Origin of the sequence: Streptomyces sp. CA-179760, assembly GCF_050937045.1 — a bacterium.
In the GTDB taxonomy this organism is placed as follows: Bacteria; Actinomycetota; Actinomycetes; order Streptomycetales; family Streptomycetaceae; genus Streptomyces.
The window spans coordinates 7,624,651-7,646,937 of the sequence record NZ_JBNJLZ010000001.1 but is presented as its reverse complement, the minus strand read 5'-3'; the positions used below and the strand labels follow the sequence as shown (position 1 = coordinate 7,646,937).

At 71.9% G+C, this 22,287-nt stretch carries 19 protein-coding genes and 2 pseudogenes; 13 read left to right on the top strand and 8 right to left on the bottom strand.

Going from position 1 to position 22,287, the window contains the following annotated elements; genetic code table 11:
• Window positions 1-235 precede the first annotated feature (235 nt).
• The gene (locus ACQEV8_RS34805; RefSeq protein WP_432968384.1) at window positions 236-793 is read right to left on the bottom strand and encodes a hypothetical protein; all 558 of its coding nucleotides are present in this window, start codon (window positions 791-793) and stop codon (window positions 236-238) included.
• Window positions 794-1,113: 320 nt separating this feature from the next.
• Between ACQEV8_RS34805 and ACQEV8_RS34800 the strand changes: the two genes are divergently transcribed.
• The 6 genes and pseudogenes from ACQEV8_RS34800 (at window position 1,114) to ACQEV8_RS34775 (ending at window position 9,016) form a co-directional block, all read left to right on the top strand.
• Window positions 1,114-2,202 carry a LacI family DNA-binding transcriptional regulator gene (locus ACQEV8_RS34800; protein WP_432968381.1) on the top strand — a complete coding sequence of 363 codons (1,089 nt, stop codon included), beginning with the start codon at window positions 1,114-1,116 and terminating at the stop codon, window positions 2,200-2,202.
• Between the two features lie 395 nt (window positions 2,203-2,597).
• The gene (locus ACQEV8_RS34795) at window positions 2,598-3,929 is read left to right on the top strand and encodes an ABC transporter substrate-binding protein (RefSeq protein ID WP_432968378.1); all 1,332 of its coding nucleotides are present in this window, start codon (window positions 2,598-2,600) and stop codon (window positions 3,927-3,929) included.
• Between the two features lie 8 nt (window positions 3,930-3,937).
• Complete coding sequence (locus tag ACQEV8_RS34790; protein WP_432968375.1) at window positions 3,938-4,822, top strand: carbohydrate ABC transporter permease; 885 nt, start codon at window positions 3,938-3,940, stop codon at window positions 4,820-4,822.
• The gene (locus ACQEV8_RS34785; protein ID WP_432968372.1) at window positions 4,822-5,739 is read left to right on the top strand and encodes a carbohydrate ABC transporter permease; all 918 of its coding nucleotides are present in this window, start codon (window positions 4,822-4,824) and stop codon (window positions 5,737-5,739) included. Before ACQEV8_RS34790 ends, ACQEV8_RS34785 begins: the two co-directional genes overlap by 1 nt.
• 93 nt (window positions 5,740-5,832) lie before the next feature.
• Window positions 5,833-7,420: pseudogene (locus ACQEV8_RS34780) on the top strand (family 43 glycosylhydrolase).
• A 171-nt stretch (window positions 7,421-7,591) separates the two neighbouring features.
• Window positions 7,592-9,016 carry a Gfo/Idh/MocA family protein gene (locus ACQEV8_RS34775; RefSeq protein ID WP_432968369.1) on the top strand — a complete coding sequence of 475 codons (1,425 nt, stop codon included), beginning with the start codon at window positions 7,592-7,594 and terminating at the stop codon, window positions 9,014-9,016.
• A gap of 13 nt (window positions 9,017-9,029) precedes the next feature.
• Here the strand turns inward: ACQEV8_RS34775 and ACQEV8_RS34770 are convergent, their stop codons facing one another.
• Entirely contained in the window at window positions 9,030-9,683 is a 654-nt protein-coding gene (locus ACQEV8_RS34770) for a hypothetical protein (RefSeq protein ID WP_432968366.1), read from the bottom strand.
• Window positions 9,684-9,696: 13 nt separating this feature from the next.
• A complete protein-coding gene (locus ACQEV8_RS34765) occupies window positions 9,697-11,148 on the bottom strand; it encodes an alpha/beta hydrolase (RefSeq protein ID WP_432968363.1) in 1,452 nt (483 codons plus the stop codon).
• Between the two features lie 309 nt (window positions 11,149-11,457).
• On the opposite strand from ACQEV8_RS34765, the gene ACQEV8_RS34760 reads away from it, so the two are divergent.
• Both ACQEV8_RS34760 and ACQEV8_RS34755 read left to right on the top strand, forming a co-directional pair.
• A complete protein-coding gene (locus ACQEV8_RS34760) occupies window positions 11,458-12,501 on the top strand; it encodes a LacI family DNA-binding transcriptional regulator (RefSeq protein WP_432968360.1) in 1,044 nt (347 codons plus the stop codon).
• A 207-nt stretch (window positions 12,502-12,708) separates the two neighbouring features.
• Window positions 12,709-13,122: a helix-turn-helix domain-containing protein gene (locus ACQEV8_RS34755; protein WP_432968356.1), complete on the top strand. Its 414-nt coding sequence runs from the start codon at window positions 12,709-12,711 to the stop codon at window positions 13,120-13,122.
• A 28-nt stretch (window positions 13,123-13,150) separates the two neighbouring features.
• Here the strand turns inward: ACQEV8_RS34755 and ACQEV8_RS34750 are convergent, their stop codons facing one another.
• Window positions 13,151-13,687, bottom strand: coding sequence for a peptidoglycan-binding domain-containing protein (locus ACQEV8_RS34750; protein ID WP_432968353.1), 537 nt, complete (start codon window positions 13,685-13,687; stop codon window positions 13,151-13,153).
• 304 nt (window positions 13,688-13,991) lie between these two features.
• On the opposite strand from ACQEV8_RS34750, the gene ACQEV8_RS34745 reads away from it, so the two are divergent.
• Window positions 13,992-15,023 (top strand): DUF5954 family protein, encoded by a 1,032-nt coding sequence (locus ACQEV8_RS34745; RefSeq protein ID WP_432968350.1) that lies wholly within the window; start codon window positions 13,992-13,994, stop codon window positions 15,021-15,023.
• 6 nt (window positions 15,024-15,029) lie between these two features.
• On the opposite strand, the gene ACQEV8_RS34740 is transcribed toward ACQEV8_RS34745, so the two are convergent.
• Window positions 15,030-15,437 (bottom strand): SRPBCC family protein, encoded by a 408-nt coding sequence (locus tag ACQEV8_RS34740; RefSeq protein ID WP_432968347.1) that lies wholly within the window; start codon window positions 15,435-15,437, stop codon window positions 15,030-15,032.
• Window positions 15,438-15,567: 130 nt separating this feature from the next.
• Here ACQEV8_RS34740 and ACQEV8_RS34735 point away from each other — a divergent pair, with 130 nt between their 5' ends.
• Window positions 15,568-15,972: a VOC family protein gene (locus tag ACQEV8_RS34735; protein WP_432968344.1), complete on the top strand. Its 405-nt coding sequence runs from the start codon at window positions 15,568-15,570 to the stop codon at window positions 15,970-15,972.
• Here the strand turns inward: ACQEV8_RS34735 and ACQEV8_RS34730 are convergent.
• Complete coding sequence (locus tag ACQEV8_RS34730; RefSeq protein ID WP_432968341.1) at window positions 15,952-16,641, bottom strand: helix-turn-helix domain-containing protein; 690 nt, start codon at window positions 16,639-16,641, stop codon at window positions 15,952-15,954. The two genes, ACQEV8_RS34735 and ACQEV8_RS34730, sit on opposite strands and share 21 nt — an antisense overlap.
• 29 nt (window positions 16,642-16,670) lie before the next feature.
• On the bottom strand, window positions 16,671-17,606 hold the full coding sequence (locus ACQEV8_RS34725; RefSeq protein WP_432968338.1) for an AraC family transcriptional regulator: 936 nt from the start codon (window positions 17,604-17,606) through the stop codon (window positions 16,671-16,673).
• A gap of 51 nt (window positions 17,607-17,657) precedes the next feature.
• Between ACQEV8_RS34725 and ACQEV8_RS34720 the strand changes: the two are divergent.
• Window positions 17,658-17,783 (top strand): annotated as a pseudogene (locus ACQEV8_RS34720) (NmrA family transcriptional regulator); the annotation flags it as partial.
• Window positions 17,784-17,795: 12 nt separating this feature from the next.
• Here ACQEV8_RS34720 and ACQEV8_RS34715 read toward each other — a convergent pair.
• Window positions 17,796-18,977: a YihY/virulence factor BrkB family protein gene (locus tag ACQEV8_RS34715; RefSeq protein WP_432968335.1), complete on the bottom strand. Its 1,182-nt coding sequence runs from the start codon at window positions 18,975-18,977 to the stop codon at window positions 17,796-17,798.
• 52 nt (window positions 18,978-19,029) lie between these two features.
• Between ACQEV8_RS34715 and ACQEV8_RS34710 the strand changes: the two genes are divergently transcribed.
• Both ACQEV8_RS34710 and ACQEV8_RS34705 read left to right on the top strand, forming a co-directional pair.
• Window positions 19,030-20,664: an acyl-CoA dehydrogenase family protein gene (locus ACQEV8_RS34710; protein WP_432968332.1), complete on the top strand. Its 1,635-nt coding sequence runs from the start codon at window positions 19,030-19,032 to the stop codon at window positions 20,662-20,664.
• A gap of 271 nt (window positions 20,665-20,935) precedes the next feature.
• The gene (locus ACQEV8_RS34705) at window positions 20,936-22,213 is read left to right on the top strand and encodes a GAF domain-containing protein (RefSeq protein WP_432968329.1); all 1,278 of its coding nucleotides are present in this window, start codon (window positions 20,936-20,938) and stop codon (window positions 22,211-22,213) included.
• The last annotated feature ends 74 nt before the right edge of the window (window positions 22,214-22,287 follow it).

Sequence of the window (22,287 nt, the reverse complement as noted above, 5' to 3'; positions counted from 1 at the left end):
CGCCGTGGCGGGCGGGCCGTCCGGGCTCACGGCAGGCCCGGGCCCGCTGCTCGTGGCGTACGCCGTCGACCTGCCGTGCCGGCGTGGCGAGACCGGCCCTGCTCCCGGCGGACCCGCCATGACAGGCGCGCCCTTCGGTGACACGGCAGGGATCCGGCGTGCGGTCCGGCCGGGCGTCGACGGGCGGGCGACCGGGCGACGGGGAAAGATCTCGAGGCCGGCCGGCGAAGCAGCCTCAGTCCGCGGACGGCCTCGTCACTCCCAGGTCCTCACGCATCGCGGTGCGCAGCCCGGAGAGGTCCTGCCAGCCCTTCCTGATCGCGTCCCGCACGCCCTCGATGTCGTCGCCTTCGCGTGTGGTGCCCCGGGTCAGACGAGCCAGGACGCCATAGACGGAATTCAGGTCGCTGTCCACCCGCTTCACCTCCGTCAGCACGACGTCCGGCACGATCATCTGGGCCTCGGCGTGCCGGCGACGGTAGTCGACTCGGGCCGCCTCGACCGCGGCCAGCGACTCCTGCGGGTCGTACCCGATGCGCAGCACGTGGGAATGGTCGTTGAGGGTCGCCAGATAGTGGCGGGCAGCGGCGTTGAACTCCGTGTACGCCGCCGTGCGGGCCCCCCGGCCCGACTCCGCCAGCTGGGCGGCGATCTCGGCACGGCGCGTCCCTTCGAGCCGTTCCCACTCCTCGCGGCGGGACACGTCCCCACGGCGCTGGGTCAGCCACGCCGACCCCAGCGTGCCGCCCACGCCCACAACTGCCGCCAGCAGACCCGCCGCAGCCGAGTCCATCGCGCCTCCCCCGTGCCACCAGCGCTTCCGTACCGCCACTCAGTGTGCCTGCCGGAGAGGCACCGCCACAGACCGCGTCACGCCTCGGTGACCGGCGGCACGCGCACGCGAAGCGGCTCGTCACCGCACGACGGGCGATTCCGGCGCGTGTCATACCGGGCAGCCGCGTCCCACCGCTGTCCACAGGCTCTCCGGCCCTGCAGTAACGATGGGATACGGTTTCCGCACCGCGCGGGCACGACCGCCGCGGTCGGCGCGGCAGGGCCCGCCACCGGCCGGACGGCGACAGGCCGGGCCACTACCGTGAAGGAGCCGCAAGGGTGAGTCAGCGCAAGGCGACGAGTGACGCCGGCCGGGCGACCATCCGCGACGTCGCGGAACGCGCGGGCGTCTCCGTGGCCAGCGTCTCGCGGGTGCTGTCCGGCAACTACCCGGTGTCGGAGGAGCTGCGCCGCCGGGTGATGAAGGTGGTCCGGGACCTGGACTACGTCACCAACGCCCACGCCCGCTCCCTCGCCGGCGGGGGCACACCGACGGTGGCGATCCTCATCAACAACATCACCGGCGCCGCGTTCGCGCACGTCGCGAAGGGCGTCGAGGGTGCCGCCACACTGCGCGGCTGGCTCTCCCTGGTCGGCACGACCGGCGACGACCCGGAGCGCGAGCTGGCCCTGGTGAACATGATGCGGCAGCAGGGCGTGGCGGCCGTGATCCTGCTCGGCGGCGCGTACGACTACGACGAGTACCAGCTGCGCATGGCCCGCTTCGCCCGTTCCCTGGACGCGGCCGGCTCGCACCTGGTCCTCGTGGGCAGGCCCCCGCTTGAGGGCGACGTCCCGGCGACGACCGTCGACTACGACAACGAGGGCGGCGCCTACGCGATGGCCAGCCACCTGCTCTCGGCCGGTCACCGACGCGTCCTCGTCCTGCCGGGTCATGCGGAACTGACCACCGCCCAGGGCAGGTTGAAGGGAGCCCAGCGGGCCTTCGAGGCGTACGGCGTGCCCTTCGACCCGGGCATGGTCCGGCACGGCCCGTACGACTACGAGCACGGCTACGAGGCGGTCGAGGCGGCCCTGCGCGACACACCGGACTTCACCGCCGTGCTCGCCGGCACGGACGTGGTCGCCGCGGGCGCCGCGCAGGCCCTGCGCGCGGCGGGCCTGCGGGTGCCCGAGGACGTGTCGATCGTCGGCTACGACGACATCCCGCTCGCCTCCCAGCTCACGCCGCAACTGACCACTGTGCACGTGCCGTACGAGGAGATGGGCCGGGTCGCGCTGCGCGCGGTGGCCGACCGGCGCGAGGGTGGCGCGGGCCGCCGCAAGAGCGCCGACGGCGACCATCTGGTGCTGGGCACGCATGTCGTGGTCCGCAACTCGGTGCGGCCGCCGGCTACGCGCACCTGAGACAGATGACGCGGGGTCACGTGGCGCGGAGCGTTACGTAACCGTTTTCCGGAGACTTTACGGCCTCTCGCCAACGCCGTCCGCGCGCCCGCCGTGCCGGGGCCAGCAGACTCTGACAGCACCTTGACCTGCACGTATACCCATCAGTAGGCGGAGCACGTCGCACACCCGGTGATAACCCACCGGGCGAATCGCCGTAACAAATTGACGCGCACCTCTTGCTCTGAGCGGATCCGTCCGCCTACCGTCCCAGCAACCGCTTACTACAGCTTCTGCTTGGCCGACCCCCGCAACCGCGAGCCGACGGTTTTCCGGCCGCCGTTCCCGGCCTGCACCACCGAGCCGCCGCCGTCCTCTCGTTCTGAGAACGTCCTATTCCGAAGGATCACGGTCAGATGAACTTCACCAGCCCCCGGAGAAGGTTCGCCTCCGCCGCTGTCGCGGGCATCGCGCTGACAGGTCTGCTCTCCGCCTGCGGCGGCTCGGGCGACGACGCCGCGTCGAAGTCCGGTCCGGTCACCCTTCCCTTCTGGGGCTGGGCCAACGGCCAGGAGGCGGTCGTCAAGGCGTTCAACGCCTCGCACAAGGACATCCGGCTGAAGTACACGAAGGTCACCGACCAGCTGACCATGCAGAAGCAGCTGACCAACGCGGTGAAGGCCGGCAACGCCCCCTGCCTGGTGCAGAACACCGCCGAGTACGTGACCAGCTGGGTGTCGCAGGACGCGCTCGCCGACATCACGCGGTACGTCGAGGGCGAGAAGGACGAGTTCAACACCGGCGCCTGGGCGAGCGCGCAGGTGCAGGGCAAGCTCTACGGCGTTCCCACCAGCTCGGCACCGCAGTTCACGATCTACCGCACCGACCTCTTCGAGAAGTACGGCCTGAAGCCCCCGGCCACCTGGGACGACTTCATCGCCGCGGGCAAGGTGCTGAAGAAGCACAACATCAAGATCACCAATTACGCCGGTGAGGACCCGAGCACCCTGGAGGTGCTCGCGATGCAGGCCGGGGCGCACTGGTACGCCATCGACGGCAACGCCTGGAAGGTGGACTTCCAGGACGAGGGCACCCTCAAGGCCGCCAAGGTGATCCAGGAGATCATCGACAACGACCTCAACGCCAAACTGTCCTTCGCCGACTACGCCGCCGTGCAGCGCAGTTACGACACCGGTGCCACCGCGACCCGGCAGATCTCCACCTGGCAGATGGCCGGCATGGTGCAGAACTTCACCAAGTCCTTCGGCGACTGGGCTCTGGCGCCCTGGCCGACGTACCAGGGCGAGGCGGCCAAGACGCCGGCCGGTACGAATCTGACCGGCAGCGTGACCCTGGTGACCAAGCAGTGCGAGAACCAGGAGCAGGCGGCGAAGGCGGCGCTGTGGATGTCGACGAACCAGGACGCGGTCAAGACGATGGCGAGCCCGGAGACCGGAAACGGCGTGATGCCGGCGCTGAAGGACAGCGGCTCCTACGTCGGTGAGTCGATCTCGCGGAAGCTGCTCGGCGAGAACTACGAGCCGGCGCAGAAGGTCGTGACGGACAGCCTGGGCACCGTCACCACCGACTGGACCTACGGGCCCAACTGGACCGCGATGTTCACGGAGCTGCAGGCGGGCTGGGCCAAGGTCGTCAACAAGCAGGAGAAGGTCACCGACCTGCTCGCGCACATGCAGGAGTGGACGGTCAAGGACCTGAAGTCCCGCGGCATCAGCGTCAAGGGCTGAGGCGTTCGATGATTCGCTCCCTGCGCTGGAAGGGTGCCGCGTTCACGGTGCCCTTCCTGCTCGGCTTCGTCTTCCTGTATCTGCTCCCCATCGGCTACGCCGGCTACGAGTCGCTGTTCACCGAGAAGCAGTCCGGGCTCGGCCTCGGCGGCGCGACGACGGAGTTCGTCGGGCTCGGCAACTACACGCAGGGCCTGACCGACTCGGCGTTCATGAACTCCATCCTGCGGGTGGTGCTCTTCGCCTGTGTCCAGATCCCGTTCATGCTGCTGGTCAGCCTGCTGCTGGCACTGTTCCTGGACGCGCTCACCTCCCGGGCGGCGAGCCGGTTCCGGATCCTGCTGCTGGTGCCGTACATGATCCCCGGCGTGGTCGCGGCGATCGTGTGGGTCAACCTCTACAGCCCGGACGTCGGCCCGCTCACTCCGATCGGCAAGGCTCTCGGCCTCGACTGGAACTTCTTCGCGCCGTCGATGGTGTGGCCGTCCATCGGCAACCTGCTGACCTGGCACGGCATCGGCTACAACATGGTGATCATCTACTCCGCGCTGCAGGGCGTGCCGCGCGAGCTGTTCGAGGCGGCCCGGCTCGACGGCGCCTCCGAGCTGCGGATCGCGCGCAGCATCAAGATCCCGTTCGTGCGCGGGGCGCTGGTCCTCACGGGACTGCTGTCGATCATCCAGATGCTGCAGATCTTCAATGAGCCGGCGCTGTTCCGGAACATCACCCCGCAGACGGTCAGCGACAGCTTCACCCCGATCATGATCATCTACAACCAGGCGTTCAACGCGGGCAACTACAACTACGCGGCCGCCCTGTCGGTGCTGCTCGCCCTCATCCTGGGCGTCGCCTCCTTCCTCTTCTACCGGCTCACCTCGAAGGAGGCCGACTGATGACGCTGACCGAGCGGACCGCCACCGAGCGGACCGAGGTCCGGGGCGTGCGGCGACTGTCCCGTCCGGATCCGGCCGCACGCGGGCGGGGCGGCCAGCGCTTCCTCCTCGTCGGGCTGGTCCTGGCGAGCGTCTACAGCCTGTTCCCGGTGTGGTGGCTGATCGTCGCCGCGACCAAGGACCGCACGGCGCTGTACCAGAGCAACGGCCTGTGGTTCTCCGGCTGGCACCTGTGGGACAACCTGCATCAGGTGTTCACGTACCAGGACGGCATCTTCCTGCGGTGGACGGCCAACTCGTTGCTGTACGCCGGGGCCGGCTCGCTCGGCGGCACGCTGATCGCGCTCGCGACCGGTTACGGACTGGCCCGCTTCGACTTCCCGGGCCGCAACGCGATCTTCGCGTGTGTCGTGGGCTCGTTCCTGATCCCGATCGCGCTGCTCACGCTCCCTCTCTACCTGCTGTTCTCGGCGATCGGCATGGTGGACACCCCGTGGGCGATGCTGGTCCCCTGCCTCATCAACCCGTTCAGCGTGTATCTGGCCAAGGTGTACACCGAGGCCACGATCCCCTACGAGCTGCTGGAGGCGGCCCGGATCGACGGCGCCGGCGAGTTGCGCATCTTCTTCAGCATCGTGCTGCGGATGATGACGACGGGCGGCGCGACGGTGTTCCTGCTGGCCTTCGTGAACACCTGGAACGCCTTCTTCCTCCCGCTGACCGTGCTGCGCGGCAAGGAGAACTGGACGCTCAACCTCGGTCTCTACAACTGGACCGGCACGCGGCTCGAGTCCGGCATCGACCTGACCGGTCTTGTACTGACCGGCGCGCTGCTGTCCATCGTGCCGATGGCGATCATGATGGTCGCGATGCGCCGCTACTGGCGGTCGGGTGTGACGCTCGGCGCCCTCAAGTGATCCCCCTTCGCCATATCCCCTGACTCCTGGGGGCCGCAGGTGACCCTGACTCCCTGCGGCCCCCAGGGCGACCGACGCTCCAGGAGTCCTCGCGTGACCGTCCTGCACAACCCCGTCCTCCGCGGCTTCGCGCCCGACCCCTCCCTGGTCAGGGTCGGCGACTGGTACTACGTGGCCACGAGTTCCTTCGAGTGGTTCCCGACCATCCCCGTCCACCGCTCCCGCGACCTGGCCCACTGGGAGTTCGCGGGGCATGTCGAGGGGGCGGTGCCCGGGGGTTCGCTGGCGGGGTGCCCGACTCGGGCGGCGTCTGGGCTCCGTCGCTGAGCTGGGACGGGGAGCGGTTCTGGGTGACGTACACCGTCGTACGGTCGGTCGGCACGCCGTACTTCGATCTCGACACGTACGTCTCGACGGCCACCGAGGTGGGCGGCGAGTGGAGCGCTCCGCGCCGGGTCGCGAGCCATGGCTTCGATCCGGCGCTGTTCCACGAGGACGGCCGGCTGTGGCTGCTGAACCTGCAGAACGACCACCGGCCGGGAGGGCGGCGGTTCGCCGGGATCGTCGTCACGGAGCTGGACCGGGACACGCTGACACCCGTCGGGGAGACGCGTCTGCTGCTCCAGCACGACCGGCTGATCGAGGGCCGAAGCTGCTGCGGCACGACGGCTGGTACCACCTGGTGCTCGCCGAGGGCGGCACGGGCTGGGAACACGGGGTGCGGGTGGCCCGCAGCCGGGAGCTGACCGGGCCGTACGCACTCGACGACCGGCCGCTGCTGACCACGCGGGACGACGAGAGCGTGCCGTTGCAGAAGGCCGGGCACGGCGAGCTGGTCGAGACGCCGGACGGGCAGTGGCTGCTCGGCCATCTGACGGCCCGTCCGCTTCACACGCCGAAGGGCCGCCGCTGCACGCTCGGCAGGGAGACCGCGATCCAGGCGGTGACCTGGGACGCGGAGGGCTGGCCCCGGCTGCGCCAGGGTGGTTGGCACCCCGCGGTGGACGTCGACGTGCCGACCGGGCCGTACCCGCTGCCGCCCACCGCCCCGCCCGAGGGTCTGTCCTGGCCGTGGAGCACGCTGCGCGAGGCGCCGGACCCGTCCTGGGCCGACACGACGGCCCGCCCGGGCTGGATCCGGCTGCGCGGCCGGCACGGGCCGGAGTCCCGCTGGGCGACCAGTCTGCTGGCCCAGCGCGTCACCGAGCACCGCGCGGAAGCCGAGGTAACCCTCGACGCACGGCCGGTGACCTTCACCCAGGCCGCGGGGCTGGTGCTCCGGTACGACGCGGAGGCGTATCTCAGCCTGGACCTGACCTGGGCGGAGCCGGAGGGCGAGCCGCAGCGCGGGCAGCAGTGGAGCGGGGGTGGGCGCACGGTCCTCAGCCTTGTGGAGCGGGATGAGGACGGTGCGCGACAGGTCGCGGTGGTGGACGTACCGGTGGAGGCACCGGTGACGCTGGGCGTGACGGTCGAGGGTGCCGACGCCCGCTTCTGGTACGTACGGGACGGGGTGCGTACGGAGGTCGGACCGGCACTGGACTTCAGCCGGCTGTCCGACGACCACGGCTCCCGGCTGCGCTTCACCGGGGCGATGGCGGGCATCCACGCCCGCGACCTCGTCGACGCGGCGTTCACGGCGGACTTCACGGGGTTCCGGCTGACCTGCACACCCGGCTGAGGGCGTGGGCGCGTTCGGGGTTTCGAAAGGCGATGCTCGATCCTGCTCGGAACTGCTTTCCATCGAGCACGTATTGACATGCAACTGTCGAAGCCCCCAGAGTCATGCCCCGAAAGTCCCGACAGTGCCACGACAGTGATGCGAGCCACCCCACCGAGGAGTGTTGCCGTCATGTCCGAAACACCCGCTGTCTCACGCCGACTGCTCCTGGGCGGAGCCGTCGCCACCGGTGCGCTCGCGGCCGGCATGACCGCCGCGCCCCCGGCCGCGGCAGCCACGACCGGGCAGGCGCCCCGCCGCCGCCCCGGGCAGAAGTCGATGATCGGTGTGCCGTTCGAGGCCCACAGAACCGTCCGCGTCGGAGTCATCGGCCTGGGCAACCGTGGCGGTGGCATGGTCGAGGGCTGGGCGGCCGTGCCCGGCTGCACCGTGACCGCCGTCTGCGACATCCGCTCCGACCGCGCGCGCCGCGCCGCCGACCGGCTGGCGGGCAAGGGCGAGCCCCGCCCCGCCGAGTACGGCGGATCGGCCGGCTCCTACGCCCGGATGCTGCGGCGCGACGACATCGACCTCGTGTATGTCGCCACGCCCTGGGAGTTCCACTACGAACACGGCAGAGCCGCGCTGCTGAGCGGCAGACACGCCGTGGTGGAACTCCCCGTCGCGACGGAACTGCGCCAGCTGTGGGACCTGGTCGACACCTCCGAGCGCACGCGCGGGCATCTGCTTCTCGCCGAGAACTGCAGCTACGGCCGCAACGAACTGGCCATGCTGAGGATGGCGCACGCCGGCGTGTTCGGCGACATCACCGACGGCCATGGCGGCTACCTCCACGACCTGCGTGAACTCCTCTTCTCCGACACGTACTACACCGACTCCTGGCGACGGCTGTGGCACACCCGCAGCACCGCGTCCCTCTACCCCATGCACGGCCTGGCGCCGATCGCGGCGGCCATGGACGTCAACCGCGGCGACCGGATGGCCACCCTCGCCGCCACCGCGACCGCGCCGAGGGGACTGGCCGACTACCGCGAGCGCTTCGTCCCCCGGGACCACCCGTCCTGGAAGGAGACCTACATCAACGGCGACCTGGTCACCTGCCTCATCGAGACGGAACGGGGCAGGGTCATCCGGGCGGAGCACGACGTGAGTTCACCCCGGCCGTACAGCAGGATCAACACCCTCGCCGGCAGCCGCGGGATCGTCGAGGACTACACCGGGCCCGCCCCGACCGGCGCGCGCGTCTACCTGGAACCGGACCACGGCGGCCACACCTGGCGCGACTTCGCCGACTACCGCAAGGAGTACGACCACTGGCTGTGGCGCAAGGTCGGTGACGACGCCGCGAACAACGGCGGTCACGGCGGCATGGACTACGTCCTGCAGTGGCGGACCGTCCAGCTGATGCGCGCCGGGCTGGTGCCCGACATCGACGTGTACGACTCGGCCGCCTGGTGCGCGGCGGTCCCGCTGAGCGCCGCGTCCCTGGCGAGGCAGGGCCGTCCGGTCGAGATCCCGGACTTCACCCGTGGCGCCTGGGCCGGCAAGCGGCCCGGACTCGACTCCAGCCCCACGGACATGCCGCCCGTCGGCTGACCCGGACGGTCGCTCAGCCCACCCCGCCGTCGAGCAGCCAGTGGTAGCGCAGCCGCAACGCCCGCTCGGTGCTGGCCGCCGCGGTGACGAGACCGACCACGGCGTTCGCCCATGCCGGCAGATCGACGGGCGAGATGAAGGTCCCGACGTACCGGGCGACGCCCTCCGGGTCCCGGGTTACCTGCTCGGCGAGCTGAAGGATCAGGAGAACCAGGCCGATGACGAGCACGGTCGCCGAGAGGAATCCCATGCAGCGGCTCAGCGCGGGGTGCGACCGGTCGAGGCGTGCGCGGCGCCCCTCGGCGGAGGCGGGATCGGGAACGAGCGGGAACTCGGTCCCCTCGGCGGTGACGTAGTGGCAGCGCTTGAGCCCGAAGCCGCTCGCGTTCACCTCGACGGTGCCGCCCCGGACGGGGAAGACGGCGGGGACTCTGGACTCGGCGTGATGCCTGCCGTCGAGGTACAGGTGGGCCTTGACGTGGCCGTCCGACGCGTTCTGGTGCCTGACGTCGACGGCGTAGACCGTCTGCCGGCCGTCCTCGTTCGTCAGCCGGAGACGGAACAGTGCGCGGGTGAGCATCTGCCACCAGCGAAAGCGCCTCAGCGCTCGCCCGTCCCCGGGCTCGACCCGCCGCACGGCCCGACGATGCCGCCACTCCTTGAACATGCTTCCGCTCCCGTCAGCTGCTCGGCTCCGCCGCGCAGGCCAGGTCCCGCGCCGGGCGCTGCCCGGTGGTCAGGAACGCCGTCACCGCGTCGTTCGCGCAGGTGTTGGGGCCGAACGGATAGACACCGTGCCCGCCCTGGTCGGCCGTCACCATCGTGGCCCGCTTCCCGAACGCCTCCCGCAGCTTCCGGGCGCCGGCCAGCGGTGTCGCCGGGTCGCGCTCGTTCTGCACCATGAGCACGTTCGACGGCCCCCGGTCACCGATGCGCACCGGCGGCTCGACCCGCTCGTCCGGCCAGAACGCGCACGGTCCGATGCCGGCCGTGATCCCGCCCAGCATCGGGTAGGTCAGCCGGTCGGCCGCGACGTTCAGCTGATACTCCCGGACCGTCTCCGGCCAGCGCGTATCGCCGCATATCACATAGAAACGCGCGGACATGAGGTTCTCGAGGTTCGGCCAGGCCGGCCCGGGCGGCACAGGCTGGTCCGTGTCGAGTGCCTGCCAGAACTCGGCCAGCCGGGGCATGAGCGCATCGGCGTAGAGACGCTCGAACGTGAACCCGCGGAACGCGGTGCCGTCGATGCCCTGGACCGGCTTCGAGTCCAACCGCTCCGCGAGATCGAAGAACTTGGCGGTCACCTGCTCCGGTGTGGTGCCCAGGCCGTACTCGGGGTGCGCGGCCGCGAACTTCGCGAAGTCCGGGAACCGGTCCTCCAGTCCACGGGCGAACGACCGCATGGCCGTGACGTCGTAACCGCCGGGGCCCAGATTGCTGTCGAGCACGACCCGGTCGCCGCGCTCGGGGAACATCGTCGCGTACACCGCGCCCAGGGAGGTGCCGTAGGAGGCGCCGAGGTACGAGAGCTTCGGCTCGCCCAGCGCGGCCCGGATCCGGTCCATGTCGCGCGCGGTGTTCGCGGTGGTGGTGTGGGGCAGCATCCACGCCGTCCGTGAGGTGGCGCACTGCCTGGCTGTGGCCCGCGCGTTCGGCGCCTCCCGCACGACGTCGGCCGCGGTGTGCGCGTACGGCGGGAAGTTGCCGCGTGCCTGCTGTTCCGGCGTCAGATCGCAGGTCACCGGCGTGCTGCGGCCGACGCCGCGCGGGTCGAAGCCGATCACGTCGTAGGAGTCCAGCACCTTCCGCGGCAGCCCTGAGGCGGCGAGAAGGGCCGGGTAGTCGAGCCCCGCGCCGCCGGGACCGCCGGGATTGGTCAGCAACACACCACGGCGCTGCGACGGTTTCTCGGTCGCCAGCCTCGAGATCGCGATCTCTATCCGCCGGCCGTCCGGATCCCGGTAGTCCAGGGGGACTTCGAGCGTCGAGCACTGGAGACGGGGCGCGGCGACGTCCTTTGGGCAGGGGCCCCACCGCACCGTGTCCGGCGTCGCCGCCACAGACACCCCCGGAAAGGCGGTCGCTGTCACCGCGGCGGCGGCGAGGGCGAGGGATAAGGCTCGGCGCATCTGATGTCCTCCTGCGGGGCGCACGGCGGCGCCGGAACGGGTGAGTACGGGACGCCCCCGTTCCGGGCGCCGGCCGTTCATGCGAAGTCCAGTGTTCTGCCGGCGCCGCCGCGTCGGCAGTGCGACTTGTCATCGCTGAACATGACAGACGTCATCGCCGCGGCTCGCTCTTCTTGCCTGCGACGCCCTGCCGCCGGCGCCGCGCGCCCGGGGCGTCAATGACCGGCTTTCGGTCATGTGTCTACCCGCCGTCCTGCCGCAGACCTAGAGTAGGAAGCGCTTTCTGCCCGGTGGAGAGGTGGGTTCCCGATGGTCCGTACGGCGAGTGCGAGCGTGGCGGCAGGTCCGACGCTGGCGGTCGTGGCCCGTGAGGCGGGGGTGTCGGTGCCGACCGCGTCCAAGGTGGTCAACGGCCGGGAGGACGTGGCGCCCGAGACCCGCCGCCGGGTGACGGAGGCACTCGACCGGCTCGGCTACGTGCGCAGACCCCGGTTCGACGCGGCGAAGGCGCCCCGGCTGGTCGACCTGGTCGTGCACTCGCTGGAGAGCTCCTGGTCCGGCGCGGTGCTGCACGGGGTGGAGGAGGCGGCACACGACGCGGGCCTGGAGGTCGTGGTGTCGGCGGCCCTGACCCGCTCCCGGGTCGGCCGCCCGGAGCGCGGCTGGCTGGACAAACTGGTCGCCCGGGGCTCCTCCGGGGTCCTGTTCAACCTGGCCGAGCTGAGCGACTCGCAGTACGCCTGGCTGGAACAGCACCGCATCCCGTTCGTGATGATCGACCCGGTCCAGGAGCCGCCGGAGGGCGTGGTCTCGGTGGGGGCGGCGAACTGGCAGGGCGGTCTGACGGCCACCGGGCATCTGCTGTCCCTGGGGCACGAGCGCGTCGCCGTCGTCGCCGGCGACCGGCGCACGATGTGCAGCAGCGCCCGGGTCGCCGGTTACCGCTCGGCGCTCGCGTCGGCCGGGATCCGGCACCGTGCCGAGTACGTCCGGCACGCGGGCTTCGACGAGAGCCTGGCCCACCGCCGCATGCTGGAACTGCTCGACCTGCCCGAGCCGCCGACAGCCGTCTTCGTCTGCTCGGACCGGATGGCGCTGGGGGTGTACCAGGCCCTGGCCGAGCGGGGGTTGAAGGTCCCGCACGACGTCAGTGTGGTGGGCTTCGACGACCTGCCCGAGGCCCGCTGGGCCTCCCCGGCACTGACCACGGTCCGCCAGCCGCTGTCGGAGATGGCCGCGACGGCCCTGCGCGCGCTGCTGCGCATGATGGACGGGCACCGCCCGGAGAGCACGCGGACGGAGTTGTCGACACGGTTGGTGGAACGGGCCAGCACTGCGGCGCCGGGGGCGTAGGGCGTTCGTCACGCGCGCGCGCCGGCATCCGCTGACGGTGCTCGGCCGGTCTTCTGACGGTCGCTCGGCCGGTCTGCTCACACCCCCTACGCGCGCCGCGCGCCCGTCGCCACGGGGAACTGGTCCGGACGGGCGGGCGTCGAACGATGCGGTGGGGAGGGGCCGTTGCCCGGGGGCGGGGTGGCGGCGGGCAGTGGGGGGACGACCATGACACGCTGGCAGCCGCTTCCGGACGCACTGCCGAGGGAGGCACGGCATCTGGTCGAGCAACTGCGGTCCCTGAAGGACCGCACGGGTCTGAGCCTGGCCGAGCTGGCGCGGCGGACGGCGTACAGCAAGTCGTCGTGGCAGCGGTATCTCAGCGGGGCCAAGCAGCCGCCGAGGGGAGCGGTGCAGGCGCTGTGCCGGGTGGCCGGGGCGGACCAGGCGCGGCTGCTGGCGGTGTGGGAGCTGGCCGACGCGACGTGGCCGCGCGGTGCGACGGGGCAGGCGGTGGACGTCGCGGCGCCGCCGCCCGGTGCCGAGTACCGGCGGTGGCGGGCGGCGGCGCTGGTCTCCTTCGTGGTCATCGTCGTGCTGGTGACGGGGCTGCTGTGGGCGCTCCCGACGTGGAGCGGGTGACCCCGGATTCACCCGCTCGTCGGGGCACTCAGCCGACCGTGCGGTAGTGCGCGTTCTTCCATGGCCCGACGTTCTTGAGCTTCACCTGGTACTTGCCGCCCACACGCTTGAAGTTGACGTTCCGCGCGTCGCCCTTGTACTGGACGATGTTGCCCGGCAGGCTCTGCAGCCGGGTCTGGGCGAAGTCCCAGCTCTCGCTGACGACGGTGCCGTCCGTCTCGGGGAGGTTGTGCCGGCTCTGCCACCACTGCGTGGCCGACTCGGTCTCCGGTCCGAACGAGCCGTCGATCTGGCTCTTCTTGAAGGGCCGCCACTCGCCCTCGTCGTCCTCCCACAGGGCGCCGTCCGCCCACAGCACCGTCTCCCACAGGGCGATGGCGTTGCCCCTCGCGTAGGCCTCGACGCCGAGGTTCTCCTCGTCCTCCCAGTCGTTGGTGACGGCGCCGCCGCCGTCGATGCCGAAGTAGGGAGCGGCGTTCGCGGCCGGTGCCAGGGCGATGCCGGTGGCCCCGCCCCCCAGCAACACGGCCGTCACCATCGCCATGGCCCGAATGCGCATGCTCATGCGGTGTTCCTTTCCGAACCGCCGTCCCCCGCGGGTCACCCCTGGGGCGGCTCGTCTCGTTTGGCACCGCACAGCCTCACGTCCGGCCCCTGGACCGGGCGAGCCTTCCCGGCGTCCACGGACCGCCCAGGGACGGCTCACGCGCCGGGCAGCGGTGTCCCGGCGGAGCGTGGGACGTGCGGGACCGTCTTGGGCCGGGCTGGGCCGGAAGGCGGCTCCCTGGCATCCGCGCCGGTTCCCAACAACAGCGTTCGTTGGATCGCCCGGCCTCGTGCGCCCTCCTCGCGGCCGGGACAATGCGTACATGGATGATGACTGGCAGCAACAGATCGACGCTCTCCAGGAGGAGTTGGTCCGCCGCGACGACCCCGGCGCCTGGGTACAGGAGGCCGACGCGATGGACGCCTCGCGGCGCTATCCCGCTCTGTCGCTGCGCGGGCCGGTCTTCGGGGTCGCCGCGCAGGATCCCGCCGCGGGACCGCGGTGGCGGCTGCTGAAGCCGGTGACGGACGGCATGCCGCAGATGGCCCGGGACGGGCTGCACTCGCACCTGTGGTTCATGGCCAAGGACGACACCGACGACCCGGCCGTCCGGCGCGAACTGCTGGCCGCCGTCGCGGTTCTGGAGCGCGAGCCGGTGAACGAGGTGGAGGCGTGCGGGGTGCGCTACCGGGTCGTACGCGGCGACGAGTTCGCGCGCTGCGGCGACGACGGTCTCGAGCCGCCACGCCCCACCGACCTGGAGCCGGCGCGGCGGTCGTGGGACAAGCGGGCGAAGGACACCGCGTCCCCGGACGTCGGTTTCGTCCTCGACCCGGTCCGGCCGGACGGCCTGGCGGCGGGCGCGCTGCGGCTGGGGCTGAGCGACTTCGCGTACACGGGCGCCCGCTTCCCCTACGACGTCCGTGCGGACTCCGAGCGTGCGGTGACCACTCACCCCGAGCCCGTGCTGCTGCCCACCGGATTCGGCGTGGTCGAGCGCGACCGCCACGGCTGGCAGCCCTGCGGCACGCTCATGGCCACGCCCCACGACGCCCGGCGCCTGCTCTACAACGGCATGTCCGAGATCTGGGCCTTGCTCTACCGGTACGACGAGGCCAAGAAGGCGAAGTACGCGCGCGCCGCCGAGGAGTACAAGGCACTCGACCGCGCCGACGAGTTCCGCTTCGACGACCGCCTCTTCCGGATCTGCCGCGTCGAACGCTTCCTGCGCATGGGCCCCGACGGGCCGGAAGTCCCGCGTCCGTCGGACATCGACGAGTACGGCCCCATGAAGATGCACCCGACGATGGACGAGGACGGCACCATCCACTACGAGTCGGAGACGGCGGACTAGGGAGGGCTAGGACCGTTCCATCAGCCGCTTGAGGGCGGTGAGGTCGGCGGAGACCGCCTCGCCGTCGCGGCGGAACTCCTCGTCGCTCGTCCCGGGCCGCCGGCGCAGGGTGAACACCACCTCGCAGCCGTCGCCGTCGGCGATCACCCGCATCGGATTGTGCACGGTCTGCCCCGAGGGCAGGGTGACGTCGTGGTCGAGCACGCCGAACTCGTTCCTGGGCGTGAACACGACCACGATCCGCCCCATGGGCGACTCCCCCACCCACTGACCGTCCACCTGCTCGATGGAGCGGGCCAGCCCGGGAGCCCAGCCGGGGACGTCGACCGGGTCGGCGACATAGTCGTAGACCTCGCGGGCGGGGCGGTCGATCGGGATGCCGAGGTGCCTGGATCGCTGTGTCGTGGTCGTCATGGCGGCGACGTTACGGGGGCGGCCGGGAGATGGTCTTGAACGGATCGGACACCGGTACGGAGTGCGGTCAGGGGACCCGGTGTCCGTTTCCTTCAAGACCGGCCGCCCCGGGCCTGCCTACGGTGGGTCCATGACCCCACGATTCGATGCCATCGGCCTGGTCGTCTCCGACATGGCCGCGTCCGTCGCCTTCTACCGCCGGCTCGGGTTCGCCTTCCCGGACGGCGCCGAGGACCAGCCGCACGCCGAGGCGGAACTGCCCGGCGGGCTCCGGCTGATGTTCGACACCGAGGAGACGGTCCGCTCCTTCCTCCCCGAGTGGGAGCCGCCCGCCGGCGGAGGCCGGGCCTCGCTGGCCCTGCGGTGCGACGGGCCGGCGGACGTGGACGCGGTGTACGAGGAGCTGGTGGGCTCCGGGTACCACGGCGAGCTCAAGCCCTGGGACGCCTTCTGGGGGCAGCGGTACGCCGTCGTGCTCGACCCGGACGGCAACGGCGTGGACCTGTTCGCCCCGCTAGCCCCGGCCGGCGAGTAGCTCGCCCAGCGGCAGGCCCGCCAACTCCCTGACGTCGCGGGCCAGATGCGCCTGGTCGGCGTACCCGGCCCGGACGGCCGTGTCCGCGAAGGGCACACCGCCCCGGGCCAGTGCCAGGGCGCGGCGCAGCCGCAGGATACGGGCCAGGGTCTTGGGGCCGTATCCGAACGCGGCGAGTGAACGGCGGTGCAACTGGCGTGCGCCGAGGCCGAGTTCGTCGGCGGTCGCGGCGACCGGGCGGCCCGTGTCGAGGGCCGTGACGACCTGCCGCAGCACCGGGTCCGGGAGTTCGGCACCGGCCGCCTGCCGCAACGCCACCTCCTCCAGGCCGCTCGCCGGGTCGGGGGCCGCGTTCACACGGTCGGCCAGGCGGCGTACCTCCGAGGCCGGCCACAGATCCGCCAGCTCGACGCGGCGGTCACGCAGCTCGTGCGCCGGTACGCCGAGGAGCGCCGGAGCCGTGCCCGGGTAGAAACGGATCCCGGCCCAGGCACCGGGTCCGTCGCCCGGGAGATACGCGTGAGTGTCGGGTCCGGCGACCAGCAGCCGCCCTTCGTGCCACAGCAGGTCCATGCAGCCGTCGGGCAGCACCCGCCCCACCCCGCCCCGGTCCGGGGTGTTGGTCCACACGACCGCTCCCGCCAGCCGCGACGCCCACTCCACGTACACAGGTGCCAGGCTACGCCGTCCCTGCCCGCTCAGGCCGCCCGCGCCCGGTATTCCACCGGGCTCACCCCGTACACCCGCTTGAACGCCGTCGACAGGGCGAAGTCGCTGCCGTAGCCGACGCGGCGGGCCACCGCGTCGAGCGCGTCGCCGGAGTCGCGCAGCCGGTCGACGGCGAGGGCGAGCCGCCGGCCGGTGAGGTATGACATCGGGGGCTCGCCCACCAGGCCGGTCAAGCGGCGGGCGAGCGCGGCGCGGGACACTCCCGCCTTGGCGGCGAGGGAGGAGACGGTCCACGGGTGGGCCGGATCGTCCTGCGGCAGGCGCAGGACGCCGCCGACGACGGAGTCGGCGAGGGCCCGGTACCAGGCGGGGGCCTCCGCCTCCGGGCGGGCGAACCAGGCCCGCAGCGCGGCGATGACCAGCAGATCGAGCAGCCGGCCCAGGACGACCTCCTGGCCCGGCTCGTCCCGGACGATCTCCTCGGCGACGTACGGCGTGAGCGGGCAGGCCCACACGTCGGACGGGAGGGCGAGCAGGGGCGGCAGGGCGTCCAGCAGCCGTCCGCCGACCTCGCCCTTCACCGGGTACGTGCCGATCAGCATCACGGTGGCCCCGTCGAGCCGGTCGCCCCAGGTGCGGACGCCCAGGTCCATGGAGCCGTTGAGGGGCCGTCCGTCGGGGTGGCGGCACTCCTGGTCCGGCAGGATCAGCGCCTGCGGGGCCGTACCGGTGCCGTCCGCGCAGGTGTACGGGTCCGGGCCGCGCGCGATGGCGAGGTCCCCGGCCCGCAGCAGGACTCGCTCGCCCCGGTCGGGCACCACCCAGGCCTCACCGCGCGCGACGAGCATGACGGTGAGCGGGGCCCGGTCCTCCCCCCGGACCGCCCACGGCGGGTCGAAACACGCCCTGATCATGAACGCGCCCCGCGCGCGGGGGCCGTCCAGTAGCCCTGCGACTGCGTCCATGGGGCCGGGTCAGACGCGGGCGTACGGGAGGCCGCGGCCATGACCGGCGTCTTCGGCCCCCTCCTCGACGGCCGCAACGCGCACCTCGACGACGGTGTACGGGAGGTCCTGGGCCGCGCACCACGCGCCTTCACCGACTTCGTCCTGGAGGCGGCGGCCGGAACCTGGAAGGCCTGAGACCGGCGTCCGTCAGTGCTCTGCGGGCGGCCGCCCCTCCCCGTTGTTCTCCGGGCCCTTGGGCTGGGCGCCCTTCACATGCGTGCTCTTCACATGCGTGCTCTTCACATGCGTGCGCAGGCGTGCCGAGACGTCCTCCGGGGGCAGGAAGCGGGACCAGCGTTCCGGGAACTCGGAGGGCATGTCGGGGTCGGCCTCCCCCTGGGCGGCGGCGCGGGCCACGTACTCGGCGACCTGCGCCTGGCGCAGCCGCTCGTTGGCCTCGCGGGCCGCGGCCGTGGCGGCGGCCGGCCAGACCCGGTCGATGGCGGCGTTGACCGCGGCCCCGACCAGCACGGCGAACGCGGACACACCGATCCACAGCAGCACGGCGACGGGCGCGGCCAGAGAACCGTAGATCGTGGGGCCCTCGACCGTGCTGGTCAGGTAGATCCGCAGCAGGAAGCTGCCGAGCACCCACATGCCGAGGGCGACGAGCGCGCCGGGCACGTCCTCGATCCACGGGGAGCGGACGGGGACGGACACGTGGTACAGGGTCGTGAGGAAGGCGATCGACAGCAGTATCACCACGGGCCAGTACAGGACCTGCACGACCGTCGTCGACCACGGCACGATCCGCACCACCGCGTCCGGCCCGGCCACCATCAGGGGCAGCGCGACGGAACCGATCAGCAGGGCCACGATGAACAGCGCGAAGGCCAGCAGGCGGGTCTTGACGATGCCCCGGACGCCGTCCAGGCCGTACATGACGGTGATGGTGTCGATGAAGACGTTCACAGCACGGGAGCCGGACCACAGGGCGAACAGGAAGCCGATGGAGATGACGTCGGGCCGGCCGCCCTTCATCACGTCGTGCAGGATCGGGTCCGCGATCTCGTGGACGCCCCGGTCGGACAGCACCGTGCGCGAGGCCTCCAGGATGTTGGCCTGGAGGCTCTCGATGGTGTCGGCTCCGGTCCAGGCGTCGACGTAGCCGAGCAGTCCGATCATGCTGAGCAGCAGCGGCGGCACCGACAGCAGCGTGAAGAACGCGGCCTCGGCGGCCAGGCCCAGGATCCGGTACTCGACGCAGGAGTTGACGGTGTCCTTGAGCAGCAGCCAGGCGGTCCTGCGCTTGGATACGTTGCGGTAGAGGGCCCGCGCCCGGTGGAGGCGTCCGGAGGGTGTGTCGGGGGTTTCACTTCCTGGCTGCACCCCCTAACGGTATCCGTCGCGCCCGAGCTCACTCACCCGGTAGGTTCGCACCATGGCTGGCAGCACGCACTCCGTGAGCAACCAGGTCCCGCCGCTGGTCGGGTACGACGTCTTCACGGCCGACCGGGCCCTCACGGCCGCGGTCGAACGGCATCTGGATCCGGATCTGCTCGACGAGGTACTCGCCGAGCTGTCGGCGCTCGGACGGGCCTCCGGCTCGGCCCAGGTGCAGGAGTGGGGGACGCACGCCAACGAGAATCCGCCGCGGCTGCGCACGCACGACCGGTACGGCGAGCGGATCGACGAGGTCGAGTTCCATCCGTCCTGGCACCGGCTGCTCGGCAAGGGCGTCTCGGCCGGTCTGACGGCGGCCTGGGGGCGGCCGGGCGGGCATGTCCGGCGGGCCGCCGCCTTCCTCGTGTGGACGCAGGTCGAGGCCGGCAACGGCTGCCCGCTGTCGATGACGCACGCGGCGGTGCCCGCCCTGCGCACGGACCCGGAGCTGGCCGCCGAGTGGGAGCCGCGGCTGACGTCCATGGTCTACGACCGTGAGCTGCGACCCGCCCGTCTGAAGGCCGGCGCGCTGTTCGGGATGGGCATGACGGAGAAGCAGGGCGGCAGCGACGTCCGGGCGAACACGACGTCCGCGCGTCCGCTCGCCGAGGACGGGACTTACGAACTGACCGGGCACAAGTGGTTCTGCTCGGCGCCGATGTCCGACGGCTTCCTGGTGCTGGCCCAGGCTCCGGACGGGCTGACCTGCTTCCTGGTGCCGCGGGTGCTGGAGGACGGGACGCGCAACGTGTTCCTCATCCAGCGGCTGAAGGACAAGCTCGGCAACCGGTCGAACGCCTCTGCGGAGGTCGAGTTCGACGGCACCTGGGCCCGCCGGGTCGGCGAGGAGGGGCGCGGGGTGCGCACCATCATCGAGATGGTGGCGGCGACCCGGCTCGACTGTGTGCTGGGCTCGGCGGGGCTGATGCGGCAGGCCGTGGCGCAGGCCGTGCACCACTGCACGTACCGGGAGGCGTTCGGCGGGAAGCTCGTCGACAAGCCGCTGATGCGCAACGTCCTCGCCGATCTCGCCCTGGAGTCGGAGGCGGCGACGACCCTCGCGCTGCGCCTCGCGGCCGCCTACGACGACGGCGGCGAGCAGGAGCGGGCGCTGCTGCGGATCGCGGTGCCGGCCGCCAAGTACTGGGTGACCAAGCGGTGCCCGCCGGTGGCGGTGGAGGCGGCGGAGTGCCTGGGCGGCAACGGCTACGTCGAGGAGTCCGGAATGCCGCGGCTGGTGCGGGAGTCGCCGCTCAACTCGGTCTGGGAGGGCGCGGGCAATGTCCAGGCCCTCGATGTGCTGCGGGCGTTGCAGCGGGAGCCGGGCGCGCTGGACGCGTATCTGCGGGAGGTCGGCAAGGCGCGCGGCGCCGATCACCGTCTCGACGGGGCCATCAAGAACCTGCTGACCGAACTGGCCGATCTGGAGGGCGTGGAGGGGCGGGCGCGACGGCTGGCGGAGCGGCTCGCGCTGGTGCTCCAGGGGTCGCTGCTCGTCCGGTTCGCGCCGCCGCAGGTGGCCGACGCGTTTTGCGCCGCCCGGCTGGGCGGGGACGGGGGCGCGGCCTTCGGCACACTGCCGCACACGCTGGATCTGGCGGCGGTGGTGGAGCGGGCGCGTCCGGTGTCCTGACCGCTGTTCTGACCTGGTGTTCTGATCTGCTCGCGCGGGAGCGGGGGTGGTGCTGCGCCGACACGGCACCACCCCCGCCGCACTGGCCCGTTCGAGCCATCGAACGCCGCTCGGGACGGCGCTGCTCAATTTTCGGCCACGGCCGGGCCGTCCACCAGGGTTGCGAGGGGTTGCAACTTGATGCCGGCTGCGTGCGGACTGTGCGCGCCCGTCAGGGGCAGACGGCACTATGAGACGGACAGTCAGAAATTGGCTCCGGGGGGACACGCCGATGGACGTCACGCAGCTCGCCGCCGTGAACGCCACGCGGGCGGCCCGGTTACTCGACGAGGTCCGTGCCGCCCGGCTCTCCGGGCAGCCCGTCCCCGTGGCACCGCGGCCGGTGATCGAGCAGTCCTGGGATCGGATGCTGCGCGGCGGCGTCGACCCGGACCACGACTTCCGGGCGGGGCTGCTGCCCCTCGAGGAGGTGCGGCGGCGGCGCGAGACCTCGCCGCTGCGCCATGTGCTGCCGGTGCTGCGGGAGGGACTGCTGGCGGTCGCCGACATCGCCCACCACATCATGGTGGTCGCCGACGAGGACGGCCGGGTGCTGTGGCGCGAGGGCAGCGCCCCGGTGCTGCGCAAGGCCGACGGGCTCGGGTTCGAACTCGGCGCGGACTGGCGCGAGGACGTCGTAGGAACGAACGGTCTGGGCACCCCGGCGGTGGTGCGCCGGCCCGTCCAGGTCTTCGCCTCCGAGCACTTCGTGCGCTCCCAGGCCGGCTGGACCTGTGCCGGCGCTCCCCTGACGGATCCGCGAGACGGCCGGCTGCTGGGCGTGGTGGATGTGAGCGGGCCGCTGGAGACGATGCATCCGGCCACGCTCGCCTGGGTCGACTCGGTGGCCAAGCTCGCCGAGGCCCGGCTGCGGGAGATGCACGGGGAGTCGCTGGAGCGGCTGCGGGCGGTGGCGGCGCCGGTACTGGCCCGGCTCGGCGGGCGTGCCCTGGTGGTCGACGCGGACGGCTGGACCGTCGCGGTGACGGGGATGCCGTACACGCGGCGGGTGGCCCTGCCGAAGTCTCTGTCGGCGGGCCCGCGATGGCTGCCGGTGCTCGGGCCGTGCTCCGTCGAGCCGCTGGCCGGGGGCTGGCTGGTGCGTGCGGCCGCCGACGAACCGGTGCCGCGCGGGACGACCAGGATCGTGCTGGACCTCAGACGGGCGCGCAGCTGGTCGGTGGAGGTCTCCGGGGGTGCCGGGTCCTGGGCCCGCGAACTGAGTCCCCGGCATGCCGAGTTGCTGTACCTCCTCGCCGTCCACCGCACCGGCCGCAGCGCCTCGGACCTGGCCGGGGACCTTTTCGGCGACCCGGCCCGCACGGTGACGGTGCGCGCCGAGATGTCGCGGGTACGGCGGTATCTCGGGGCGTTGCTGGAGCACCGGCCGTACCGGTTCGCCGAGGACGCCGAGGTCGGGATGCTGCTCCCGGACGACCCGCGCGATCTGCTGCCGTACGCGACGGCACCGGCGGTGCGCAGGCTCCGGACGTCCCCACCGGCCCCCTGAGGTTCACCGGACGTACCGTCCGGGACACGCACGCCCCTCCCCCAGAGGTACATCTTTCGCATATTTGCGAAGTC